General features: G+C 31.3%; 13 protein-coding genes. 2 read left to right on the top strand and 11 right to left on the bottom strand.

Translation table 11 applies throughout. From position 1 onward, the window contains the following. Positions 1 to 74: 74 nt before the first annotated feature. From CN925_RS03990 to nagZ, 5 genes are all read right to left on the bottom strand, one after another. A complete protein-coding gene (locus CN925_RS03990; protein WP_098844968.1) occupies positions 75 to 503 on the bottom strand; it encodes a DUF4395 domain-containing protein in 429 nt (142 codons plus the stop codon). Positions 504 to 1,099: 596 nt separating this feature from the next. Then, entirely contained in the window at positions 1,100 to 1,726 is a 627-nt protein-coding gene (cdaS, locus tag CN925_RS03995) for a sporulation-specific diadenylate cyclase CdaS (RefSeq protein ID WP_098844969.1), read from the bottom strand. Positions 1,727 to 1,858: 132 nt separating this feature from the next. Next, the gene (locus CN925_RS04000; RefSeq protein ID WP_098844970.1) at positions 1,859 to 2,245 is read right to left on the bottom strand and encodes a RidA family protein; all 387 of its coding nucleotides are present in this window, start codon (positions 2,243 to 2,245) and stop codon (positions 1,859 to 1,861) included. 78 nt (positions 2,246 to 2,323) lie between these two features. Then, positions 2,324 to 2,608 (bottom strand): hypothetical protein, encoded by a 285-nt coding sequence (locus tag CN925_RS04005; protein ID WP_098844971.1) that lies wholly within the window; start codon positions 2,606 to 2,608, stop codon positions 2,324 to 2,326. Between the two features lie 55 nt (positions 2,609 to 2,663). Further along, positions 2,664 to 4,286, bottom strand: a complete 1,623-nt coding sequence (nagZ, locus tag CN925_RS04010) for a beta-N-acetylhexosaminidase (protein WP_142339182.1) — start codon at positions 4,284 to 4,286, stop codon at positions 2,664 to 2,666. A gap of 257 nt (positions 4,287 to 4,543) precedes the next feature. On the opposite strand from nagZ, the gene CN925_RS04015 reads away from it, so the two are divergent. Continuing rightward, positions 4,544 to 5,404 (top strand): alpha/beta hydrolase, encoded by an 861-nt coding sequence (locus tag CN925_RS04015; protein WP_098845077.1) that lies wholly within the window; start codon positions 4,544 to 4,546, stop codon positions 5,402 to 5,404. A 351-nt stretch (positions 5,405 to 5,755) separates the two neighbouring features. On the opposite strand, the gene CN925_RS04020 is transcribed toward CN925_RS04015, so the two are convergent. The 4 genes from CN925_RS04020 to CN925_RS04035 form a co-directional block, all read right to left on the bottom strand. Then, on the bottom strand, positions 5,756 to 5,980 hold the full coding sequence (locus CN925_RS04020) for a hypothetical protein (protein ID WP_098844973.1): 225 nt from the start codon (positions 5,978 to 5,980) through the stop codon (positions 5,756 to 5,758). A gap of 73 nt (positions 5,981 to 6,053) precedes the next feature. Further along, positions 6,054 to 6,341: a hypothetical protein gene (locus tag CN925_RS04025; protein ID WP_098844974.1), complete on the bottom strand. Its 288-nt coding sequence runs from the start codon at positions 6,339 to 6,341 to the stop codon at positions 6,054 to 6,056. Between the two features lie 144 nt (positions 6,342 to 6,485). After that, positions 6,486 to 7,490 carry a helix-turn-helix domain-containing protein gene (locus tag CN925_RS04030; RefSeq protein WP_098844975.1) on the bottom strand — a complete coding sequence of 335 codons (1,005 nt, stop codon included), beginning with the start codon at positions 7,488 to 7,490 and terminating at the stop codon, positions 6,486 to 6,488. 248 nt (positions 7,491 to 7,738) lie between these two features. Then, complete coding sequence (locus CN925_RS04035; RefSeq protein ID WP_098844976.1) at positions 7,739 to 8,305, bottom strand: DUF1643 domain-containing protein; 567 nt, start codon at positions 8,303 to 8,305, stop codon at positions 7,739 to 7,741. A gap of 209 nt (positions 8,306 to 8,514) precedes the next feature. Here CN925_RS04035 and CN925_RS04040 point away from each other — a divergent pair, with 209 nt between their 5' ends. Beyond that, complete coding sequence (locus CN925_RS04040; protein WP_098844977.1) at positions 8,515 to 9,303, top strand: HAD family hydrolase; 789 nt, start codon at positions 8,515 to 8,517, stop codon at positions 9,301 to 9,303. 385 nt (positions 9,304 to 9,688) lie between these two features. On the opposite strand, the gene megL is transcribed toward CN925_RS04040, so the two are convergent. Together megL and CN925_RS21515 are read right to left on the bottom strand one after the other, a co-directional pair. Then, positions 9,689 to 10,885, bottom strand: a complete 1,197-nt coding sequence (gene megL, locus CN925_RS04045) for a methionine gamma-lyase (RefSeq protein ID WP_098844978.1) — start codon at positions 10,883 to 10,885, stop codon at positions 9,689 to 9,691. Positions 10,886 to 11,276: 391 nt separating this feature from the next. Further along, positions 11,277 to 11,408, bottom strand: a complete 132-nt coding sequence (locus tag CN925_RS21515) for a hypothetical protein (RefSeq protein WP_286138261.1) — start codon at positions 11,406 to 11,408, stop codon at positions 11,277 to 11,279. Positions 11,409 to 11,565 lie beyond the last annotated feature (157 nt).

Raw genomic sequence — 11,565 nt, forward strand, 5'->3', positions numbered from 1 at the left:
TTATACAGAATTATGTTTTCGTATCATAAAAAAAGCCCTCTCAATTAATGAGAAGACTCAGATTTGAAAATAATTTACCTTAAACTTTTTCGGTATTTATATTGATTCCATTGAAAATGAATATAGCATCCAATGCAAAATCCATTGATTGCGATAAACGATGCTAATGCGACCATAATTGAAAACACATAAAATAATACATTCCAACCAAGTAATGCTCCAATAAAAGCAAGAGATAAACATGTTACTGCAATTGTTTGATTAAAATTTTGTTGGCCTTTATCCTCTTGTGGATAGCTAGATGGTTTCTTTTTTAAAAAACGTTTAGCAAATGTAATGATTGGATGGAAATCAAAAAGCAATCCACTAAGACCACTAATTAAAGGTATAAGTAATAGCCAGTACTGACCAGTAATCCAAGTTAATATAACAGAAATAAAGATCGTCCATTGATTTGTACGAACTAAAGGTAATGGAATTGTATTTATTTTTGAATTAGACATACCAAAAACCAACCTTTCATATCGGAATAATTAAGTATAATCATAATATGATTTCAAATACAATACAATCCATAAAATCTGAAAAAAGTATTATTTATTTTAAAAACAAAAAAACGATCAAAATGACCGTTTGGCAAGTAAAGATAAAACTTTTACTATATTTAAAATGGAACCCTTGATTCAGTACTTTGGCTTAAGCTTGATTTGTACTTCCCCATAACGGGTTCATGCGGTAGGTCTTTGGCTTAATCTTGATATGTTCTTCCTCATAATGGGTCCATGCAGTAGTACTTTGGATTAAACTTGATTTGTACTTCCCCATAACGGGTTCATGCGGTAGGTCTTTGGCTTAAACTTGATTTGTACTTCCTCATAACAGGTTCATGCGGTAGGTCTTTGGATTAAACTTGATTTGTACTTCCTCTTAACAGGTTCATAAAGAAATTCAAAAGCAAGAATATGAAAAAAACTTACTCATAATAAGTTTATAAGTAAGTAAATTAGCAAATAGATGAAAACCACACACTAAAAAACACACTCTTTAATGGAACTAAAACTACAGCCTCAGCTTTACTTAACAATAATCCATTTCAGTTTCAATTAATTGGTGCTCCATATTGAACAGGATATAAGCTCCCTTTATAAGCGAAAGATATATTTCCTGTTTCTTCAGATACAACTAGAGCAAGTGCATCGCTTTGTTCGGAAATTCCAACTGCTGCTCGGTGCCTTGTTCCAAGTTTTCTATTATCGTATGTAATTTTTGAAAGTGGAAGTACATTACCTGCTGAGATGATCATGTTATTTTCAACTAGGACTGCTCCGTCATGTAGAGGGCTACCTGGATAAAAAATTGATTCTAGCAGTGCTGGAGATAGTTTTGCACCTACATGGATCCCAGAGCTCATCAATTCTTCTAGTGTGTCGTTTCTTTTTACAACAATTAATCCGCCGTGTTTACGTTTGGATAAGTGTTGAACTGTGATTGTCAATTCATCAAAGATATCAGTATACGGAGAAAGATATGAATTTAAATAAAATGAGGCTGCATCCATTTGTAAATTATTAAAGACGCGATGTATATTTTCAAATTCAGTTAATATGCCACAACCTTTATTTTCAATTCTTCCTATTATGCCTTCGATTTTTAGATTAAGTTGAGTTAGTGTTTTTGTTATATTTTTGATTAAAGTGGGATTTAATTGAGACTCGAATTCATCCATTTCAATTTTTCATCTCGCTTTCGAACCGAATTACCTCCACTTAAGTTTCCCAAAGTTGGCTATGTTATACCGGTCAATACCATACTTGGTTTTTTACTATAACATTTGATTACACATAATGAACTATGTTGATTATCTTGCTGCCCATGCTTCAACTTCTATTTTGATGTCTGGATTTGCTAAAGCTGATACATAAGCATAAGTTGTTGCTGGTGGGTTACCAGAATGAAATTGGCTCCAACAGTCTAGAAAGAATTGACGATCGATTTTCTCCGTTAGCCAAAAGTTTAATTTAAAAAGATTATTAAGATCGACTTTCTCACTTTCAAGGATGCTTTTAATGTTCTCAAGTGCATTGACAAATTGACTTTCGATATCATTTGGAAATACTCCGTTTTTGTCGTTTCCTACTTGCCCTGATAAAACAACTAGCTCTGCATGTCTTGGGACAATTGTGACATGACTATATTGGCCAACTGGTGCTGCAACAGATTCGGGGTTCACTTTTTTAATTTTCATTTTAATTTCCTCCTTTTTTCTTTCAAAAAACCTCAAATGTTTTAAACATTTGAGGTAGTCATTTTATATGTATATAGTTTATCTTAATAATTCTATTACTTTAGCTAAGCCCGTAGGTGTTATTGAAATATTAAATAATGAAGCAATTTCTTTTTGATCTATATCACTCTTAATCCAAGTTAAACCGTTTATAAATCCTTGTATTTCTAATTCAATTAATGCAGGTTCGACATCATCAATTTCTACTCCTACTTCATTATGAAGCCCTTTTTCAAAATTTGGCTCTTTTTCTTGAAGTTCTTTAAAAATAGCTAATAGCATTAATCCTGCATCTGAAATCTTACTTGCCAGAAAAAACACCACCTTTCAGACTATTTATTCGACAAAAGGTGGTATTTTCCTTTTTTTGTTAATTTTTCTACTTATTTAATAACTTATTTGTTTTTTCAACGAGCTTTTGAAGATCCATCGGCTTTACTTCATGATTATCTAGTTTATATTTTTGTTTAAGTAAAATGATTCGTTTTACACTTTCGTTAATACGTTCTACTGAAATTGTTTTGTTTTTCACGGCTGTTTCGATTTCTTTATAAACAGCTTTTACTTTGTTAGGATCATGAGCAACCATAATGATATCACTTCCAGCTAAAATGGAAGTAACCGCTGCTTTTTCCAAATTATAATTTTTTCCAATTGCATCCATCGTCATATCATCCGTCATAACTACTCCATCATATTTTAAATCATTTCTTAACATTGAAGTAATGACCATTTTAGACATGGAAGAAGGGTATTTTGGATCGATTTTTGGTAATAAAATATGTGCAACCATAACTGCATCTACGTTTTGATCGATAGCAGCTTTAAATGGAATCAATTCTAACTGTTGTAAATCAGTATACGATTTGTTTACAACTGGTAATTCTAAATGGGAATCAACCGAAGTATCACCATGGCCCGGAAAATGCTTTACAACCGGAATGATTTTCTCTGACTGGATCCCTTTCATTGTTTGTATTCCTAATTTACTTACAGTATTTGGATTATTACTAAAAGAACGATCACCAATGACTGGATTTTTAGGATTACTATTTACATCTAAAACAGGTGCAAAGTCCATATTTAAACCAAAAGCTTGAAGTTGTTCTCCCAGTATTTGACCAATTTCATATGAGAATTGTCTATCATTTTTATTTCCAATTAATTGGTTTGACGGTATTTGACCAAGATTACCTGGTAAACGCGATACTCTTCCACCTTCTTGATCAACTCCAAATAAAATTGGTAAATGATTCGTTCGATTAGCAGCCTTTATTGAATTTACAAGTTTAACCGTTTGACTATTATTCGTTAGATTTTCTTTGTAAAAAATAAATCCACCAATATGATATTGTTCAACTAGTTCTTTTAAACTATTTGAGTAACTCGTTCCATAAAAACCTGAGATGATCATTTGACCTATTTTTTCTTGAAGTGTCATCTCATTTAAAAGCTGATCTAGTTTAGTGCCAGTGCTAGGAATAGGCTGGTCAATTATTGATACTGAAGTATGATGTAGTGTTGGATTATTATTTTCATTAGTAGGTCTTGGTAAGATAAACTTCAGTTCAATATGATCTAGGTCATAAACTAAAATAATTTGATCCACTTGTTGATCTTTATAGTATTTAATCTTAGTCGGCTTATTTAATTGTTTCATAATATCGTCATAGTGAATTTCTTGTAAATTAGCATCATATGATCTTACTTCATAAATTCGATTTTGATTGTCATATCCTACTGCAAATCCTTGTTTTTGATAAGTTAAGTACGTACCATTTGCAACCTGATCTTTTTGGGTAGATTCCCCAAATTGCTCTGTTATATCTTTTAGGAAAGTCTTCCCTACTTCTATATCTTGTTGGTTTGGAATTTTTCCTTGTTTAGCACTAGAAATGATATTTTTTAAAATTTCTTCTGCTGAAAGTTGACTCGAATGATTAGTCTCTGTTTGTTGATTTGTATTCTTATTTGGTTTCGAATTTGATGAGTCTTGGAACACTTTATCTTTTACCGCAACGTAAACACTTGTACAAACAATAAACAATAGGATTAATAAAAAGATAGTTTTTTTGATAATATTCTCCTCCTAAAATATTATTTTCTCCTCTTTACTTACCGATATTTCCATTAGTTAAGTGGGCACCTTCTAACGAATAGGTGCATACGATGAGAAAGATTAAAGAGGAGGGACTAATTAGAATGACCAATAAAAAATCCCCTGAAATGATTCACCCCATAAACTTCAGAAATCAAAATATGAATCCAATTCAGAATAATCCTTATTATGATTACCACCACTATTGGTATAACGAATATCAATCATATCCTATTCATCAACAGCACCACACTCTTGACCAATCCGATATTTTTTATCGCCAGCATGCCCAAGCTATTTTCGTTTTAGTTCACGGCTCATGGGTTGATCCATTCTTCTGGCACAAAATTGCGCAAGAACTACAAAAAATGGGACATATTGTTCATACACCTCAGTTGCCTGGGCATGGTACAGATAAGGATAAAAATGTAAACCATGAGATGATTACAAAACAAGTCGTTCATTATATAAGGTCAAAAAAGCTTAATAATATTATTTTGATCGGTCACAGCTTTGGTGGTACCGTCATTCAAAAAGTCGCTGAACAGCTTCACGATCGAATTAAACGATTAGTTTTTTGGAATGCTTTTGTTTTAAATGACGGTGAAAGCTTGGTTGATCAATTACCACCACAAACACAAAAATTATTTTTAGACTTAGCTGGGCAATCTTCTGATCATACAATTAAACTACCATTTCAATACTTCCGAGATGTGTTTGTTAACTTGGCTGATTTACAAACGGCGCGTCAAATTTATCATGCGACAACACCTGAACCAGCAACGCCCCTTGTCGAAAAGCTCGATTTAAAAACCTTTTACCAATTATCGATTCCAAGAAGCTATATTAATTTACAAGAGGATATAGCAGTACCTACAGGAGAGAATTCTGGTTGGTACCCTCATATGGCTAGTAGATTAGGAGTTTATCGCTTTATTCAAGGAAGTGGCGATCATTTGTCCACTGCAAAAATACATCCAAGAAGAATGGCACAATTAATTGTAAATGCCTCACGAGACTAAAATAGACTTTGCTAGTTTATGATTGTAACACTTAATTTATTTACAATTAAGTGAAGTGAACTGATTTAAAAGGTAATTTGATTTAAATTTAATCCTACTAATATATCTTTAATATTTTGCCACTTATAGAATCTAGAACCTTCTCTATTAACTAGTAATATGTATCCAATTCAAAAACATCGTATGCCTAACTATTTTTTAGCTGTCATCCAAAAAAAGTATTGATTTACACTAGCATATTCAGTTTTTATAATGATACGTATTTTAAGATGGCTTTGATGAGAAGTATGATATAGAGGATCGTGAAAGCTTTTTTTTATAATCAATTTGTTAAAAGTAAAAAAGAACCGACTACACAGCTATAAGATTAGGTAAATAAAAAAAGTCCTTTGTTTGAAAATCATCTTTACCAAAGGACTGTTTTTTATGTTTAACTTGATTTAATTTTTCTTGTTTCGTTTTTGTTTTACGCGTATTTAAATCTAACATCGCAAATGAACTTCTACTTAATTCTGGATTTCGTTTACCTTCTCTTACTAGTTTATCTCGTAATTTCCTTGCTTTTGATTTACTCATTCTTTCCACCTCTTTTAACTTTATTCTTCTATTATATACATGCTTTCAACATTTTCCACTTACACTTCATAAATTATTTTTTTGAAATTGGGATAAAGTGATTAAATAAGCCGACTACTTTTATTTCTTTATCTAAAGCATTAACCTCGTAAACTGAAAAAAAGACATAATCTTTTTTAGTTGTAACTTTACTAATAAGTTTTTCACCAAATAAGTCAATTCCAAAATCAACATATTTATTTTTTGATTCCAATTTTAGTTGATCCTTTGCCCAAGTAACAAACTCACCTTTTGATGGGTTTGTTTGTGCAGAAATAATTAAACAGATTGCGAAAGCCCCGATCACAAATAATTTTTTCATAAAGTCACCTTTTCATTATTTTTACTATTTATATGATAAAGGATATTACTGAATTGTCCAGAAAATATCCTTTTTTATTAATAAAATGCTTAGAAATAATAAAAAAGGGTCCTAATTTCGAACCCTAAAAAGTAAAATCAAATATTAATTTAGTATTTTCGAATCTAAAAATGGAACCACTGAAATAATCTCATTAATGCCATTTTTTGATATAGCATCTAAAGCAAGTTCATTCAGTAGGTCGCCTTCAATAAATGGACAGATTGGTGCTAATGACTTGATCCCCTCTAATTCATAACTCTTTCTTGCGCATTCATCAATTACTTCATTACTAACAAATGGCGCAATCGATGTTAGTCCTTTTATGCCATTTATTTCAAACTCTTTCTTTGCACATTCATCGATTATTTCATTACTGATAAATGCTGCCATTGATGTTATTTCTTTCATACCATTTGTTTTAAACTCTATCCTTGCACATTCATCGATCATCTCATTACTTATAAATGGTCCCACTTGTGTTAATCCTTTTAGACCATTCGTTTCAAACTCTTTCTTTGCCAAATCATCAATTAATTCTTTACTAATAAATGGTGCCACCAGAGTTAATTGTTCGATTCCATTGGATTCAAACTCTCGCTTCGCAAATTCATCAATTAAATCGTTACTAATATATGGTGCTATACGTGATAATTCTTTCATTCCATTCGAATCAAATTCTTTCTTTACACATTCATCGATTAAGTCGCCACTAACAAATGGAGCCATTTCTGATGTATCAGTAATCGTAAGATCATTCTCAACATTTCTGAAAACTAAGTCTGCTTGATTGAAAGTAAGAATCGGTGCAACATTTAAAAAATCTTCTTTTTCAACTTCTAACTCAAGTGAAGAATCAGAAGTATCTTTTTCAATTAAATTATTAATCAATTTAACACCTTTTTCATTTCCTAACATTTCATCAATGCTTACATTAAAGATCTCAGCAAGCTCAGGTAATTTTGAAATATCAGGCATTGTCTCTCCACGTTCCCAGTTACTAATTGCTTGAAAGCTAACACCTAATTGATCAGCTAGCTTCATCTGTGTAATCTTGCTTGCCTTTCTTAATTGAGCGATTTGTCTACCTACTTTTTTCATATCAAACATTTATATCACCTCTTTCTAAAAGTTAATTTAATTGTATCTAGTTAATTGAATAGTTAAAATCAAGCGGTACTTGAATTGAGGAAAAATGGACTCAAGTTATAATTGAATTCCTAAAAATCTAGCAATTTTAGTTGAACTAAAACTTAATACTCAATTTATTATAACAACTTTTAAAAAAATAAGTATTTGAATTTTCAACCAATAAAAAAACAACCCAAAATGAGTTGTCATAAGGAAGAATATTAAAATTAATCTTTTGTAGTCCATTCGTATAGAGCTTCAAAATTTAATTTTTCTAACCAATGTCGTTCCGATAAAATAACTGGGTGAATCAATATATCTTTCCGATTTGAGTCATCACAAAAATTATATAATTTATCTTTATAAGGCTCTAGTATCTCTAGAACTTCTTTAATTCGCCATTTAAATCGTTTACTTGAACCCCAACCTACAATAATAATGTCTGCATCACTAATCGCTAATTTTATTGCTTCATCGTTATGTTCGCCAACTTCGCATTCTTTCCCTTTTAACTTTGTTGAATCCGGTTCCATTAATGCAAAAAGATTTACTAGTTCTAGCGATCCGAAGTTACCTTTCTTATAATCTATAAAAAAGTTAAGACATCTCGCCAATATATAATCACTCTTTAGATGATTTGCTCGACAAGGATTAAGTAATACAATAGTAGCTTTCTTTTTCGATTCATCCCAAGTTCTTGTAAGCGAATATCGCATTAACTTATTTTGTTTATCAAAGACCGCCTTCGTATTAATTTGCATTGAATGACAGTTTACAAAATCCTCAAATGACATATACTCACTCTTTTCATCATTAATTAAATCAAAATCAACAAAGTATTATATTCATTTAATCGGCATTTGTACTATATTATTAATTAAAATAACTGATCCCTTCCTAAAAAAAGCAAATTTTTAGTAGCTTCCTATTTACTATTTCATATTTTCCTAGTACGATAGTGGGTAATTTATACAGTTTATATTAGGAAGGGGTTATTTTTTTTATGATTAAAGGAATCATTTTTGATTTGGACGACACATTACTTTGGGATCAAAAAAGCGTTCAAGTTGCATTTGCAAATACTTGCAAGCTAGCTACAGAAAAATACGGTATAGATCCAGTAGCATTTGAACATGCTGTTCGTGATGCCGCTAGAAAGCTTTATGAATCATATGATACATACGAATTTACAAAATTAATCGGCATAAATCCCTTCGAAGGACTATGGGGGAATTTTTTAGATGAACATGATCAATTCCCAAAAATGCGGGCTAATTCACCTAGCTATCGAAAAAATGCATGGACGCTTGGCTTAAAAGCATTTGGAATAGATGATCCAGAATTTGGTCATTTTTTAGCCGAAACATTCCCCAAAGAGCGCAAAGGGAACCCTTTTCTATACGATGAAACATTTGATGTTCTTGATCGATTAAATGGACAGTTTAAACTACTTTTGCTAACAAATGGCTCACCTGATTTGCAACATACGAAGCTTTCAATTACACCAAAGATTAAAGAATACTTTGATCAAATACTAATTTCTGGAGACTTCGGAAAAGGTAAACCTGATCCAACTATTTTTGAACATGCCTTATCATTAATGGAACTATCAAAAGAAGAGGTCATTATGGTTGGAGATAATCTTATGACTGATATTTTAGGTTCAAGCAGAATTGGAATGAAAAACGTTTGGATTAATCGTCACAATAAAGAGAGAAATGAAGTTGTGCCTACATATGAAATTACTCATTTAGAAGAGCTTTATCCTATTATTGATTCTTTGAATATATAAGCTTCGTTTAAAAATCTAGTGGTGAGACTCGCTAGATTTTTTTAATTATTTGGTTATTAGTTCCAAAATACTCAAGCTAGCAGATTAATTCCTCAGAAAAAACGGAATGAAAATAGAAATATACCGACAAATCAAACATTTAATTTCATATCGACATTATTATAAAATATTACAATTTTGACCAGATATACCCCTATTTAAGTCACTTTTATAAAAATCTTCCTTAGAGTAGACTTCTCGTCCTTTCTAGTTTTTTGACTAGTGAAATCGAAAGTATAGGATTCGTTTCATAAAATGTCGTATCTATATAATAGAATAATTTTGCAACTAAAATAAAAAGTACCTTCTAAGATCAATTTAGAAAGTACTTTTTTATCAACTCAATTTAACATAGTGAATTACTACTGGATTTAAGCAAAGCTTGTTGTAAGTCTGCTACGATATCTTCCCATGCTTCTAACCCAACTGACATGCGTAGCATATTTTCTGTGATGCCCATTTTTTCTCGCATTTCTTTTGGAACGACTGCATGGGTCATCGTCGCGGGATGTTGAACTAATGTTTCTGTATCACCTAGACTTACCGCTATTTTTATCATTTCTAAATGGTTAATAAATTCCTGAGTTTCTTCCTTTGTCCCGTCAATTGTAAATGCGAAGACTCCACCACCTTTTTTCATTTGCTTAGTTGCGAGAAAGTAATTTTTATTTTTAAAATCTCCAGGGTAATATACATCTTTTACCATTGGATGCGATTGTAAAAATGAAACGACTTTTTTTGCATTTTCACATTGACGGTCCATTCGAACTGCTAAAGTCTTCAATCCTCGAAGCAATAGCCATGCATCAAATGGTGACATAATCGCTCCTATATCTTTTCTGATTGGAATCATTCGATCAGCTAGCTCTTTTGTTTTACAAACAACAATTCCTGCAACTACATCACCATGACCACTAATATATTTCGTTGCACTATGTAGGACAATGTCACAGCCTAGTGTTAATGGCTTTTGTAGATAAGGTGAACAAAATGTATTATCAACTACAACAGTAATATTATTTTTCTTAGCAACTCTTGCAACCATTTCAATATCAATGACTTTCATTGTAGGATTGATTGGTGTTTCAATAAATAGTACTTTCGTGTTTTCTTGGATTAAGTTTTCGATTTCTTCTTCGGTATCCATTTCACAAAAATTATGTTCAATGCCAAATTTGCTCTTTAGCATTTCCAAAAATCCATACGTACAACCGTATATGCCTTTTGAACATAAAATATGATCTCCAGTACTAATTAAAGAGAAAATTGTAGCAGATACAGCAGCCATACCTGACCCAAATGCTAACGCTACTTCTCCTTCTTCTAACGCAGCCATTCGTTCTTCTAAAATTTGAACAGTTGGATTTCCTAGCCTTGAATAAATAAAATCATCTCTTTCACCAGCAAATGACTGTTCTCCATGCTGTGCAGTTGGAAACGTATAGGTAGACGTATGAAATAATGGAGGAGTTAAACTCCCCTGATACTCACTAGTTTTGTATCCTTCGTGAATCAACTTTGTATCAAACTGATTTTTCTTCATTTCTAATTTGCCTCCTTAATTTTAGTGGTGTTCTCATCAAACGTTAATGAAACAAAATAATTAAAATGAAAGCCCTTACAAAATGTTCACTAAGACTACTTCTATATATAGGAAAGCAATACCTTTTAACAGAACCCACTATAGGTAAAATTACTTATTCCTAATCCAATATATTAAATTAATAATATTAATAGTTGCAAAATACCCTTTTCCATATTGGTTCTTCTTATTTATTCTATAAACGCCCCATCTATCTTTTTCCCCATTTTACAACCAAATTTTTAACCTACCACTTACAATTTTAAAATAGTAAGGACCGATAATTCGCAAAAAAAAGCACTTTCTAAAAATCTAGAAAGTACTTTTTATTTTCAAATTATTCTCACGAAAGTTAATCTTCTAACCACTTTAGAATTTCATCAATTCCAATCGCTTCTTCTACTTCTGGAAATTTCTTCATAAAATTTAAATCGGTATCATTTGGTATCAATTCATCAAATTCTTTTGGATCATGGACGCTCATTGACTACACCTCTTTAGTAAATTTTATTTAATGTATTGTTAACAAACTTACTTAATAAAATACATAACCAATTTTTAATGGAAGAAGTAATTTCGATTCACGGATGAATTAATAATAATAGTTCGTAGTTTTTTTAAAATTTCCTCTTTTTTATTAA

It is taken from the genome of Bacillus sp. AFS055030, assembly GCF_002574545.1.
In the GTDB taxonomy this organism is placed as follows: domain Bacteria; phylum Bacillota; class Bacilli; order Bacillales; family Bacillaceae_G; genus Gottfriedia.

Coding starts and splice junctions, on each gene's coding strand:
- CN925_RS03990 (WP_098844968.1), bottom strand. CDS start 503: ATGTCTAATTCAAAAATAAATACAATTCCATTACCTTTAGTTCGTACA.
- cdaS (WP_098844969.1), bottom strand. CDS start 1,726: ATGGATGAATTCGAGTCTCAATTAAATCCCACTTTAATCAAAAATATA.
- CN925_RS04000 (WP_098844970.1), bottom strand. CDS start 2,245: ATGAAAATTAAAAAAGTGAACCCCGAATCTGTTGCAGCACCAGTTGGC.
- CN925_RS04015 (WP_098845077.1), top strand. CDS start 4,544: ATGAATCCAATTCAGAATAATCCTTATTATGATTACCACCACTATTGG.
- CN925_RS04020 (WP_098844973.1), bottom strand. CDS start 5,980: ATGAGTAAATCAAAAGCAAGGAAATTACGAGATAAACTAGTAAGAGAA.
- CN925_RS04025 (WP_098844974.1), bottom strand. CDS start 6,341: ATGAAAAAATTATTTGTGATCGGGGCTTTCGCAATCTGTTTAATTATT.
- CN925_RS04030 (WP_098844975.1), bottom strand. CDS start 7,490: ATGTTTGATATGAAAAAAGTAGGTAGACAAATCGCTCAATTAAGAAAG.
- CN925_RS04035 (WP_098844976.1), bottom strand. CDS start 8,305: ATGTCATTTGAGGATTTTGTAAACTGTCATTCAATGCAAATTAATACG.
- CN925_RS04040 (WP_098844977.1), top strand. CDS start 8,515: ATGATTAAAGGAATCATTTTTGATTTGGACGACACATTACTTTGGGAT.
- megL (WP_098844978.1), bottom strand. CDS start 10,885: ATGAAGAAAAATCAGTTTGATACAAAGTTGATTCACGAAGGATACAAA.
- CN925_RS21515 (WP_286138261.1), bottom strand. CDS start 11,408: ATGAGCGTCCATGATCCAAAAGAATTTGATGAATTGATACCAAATGAT.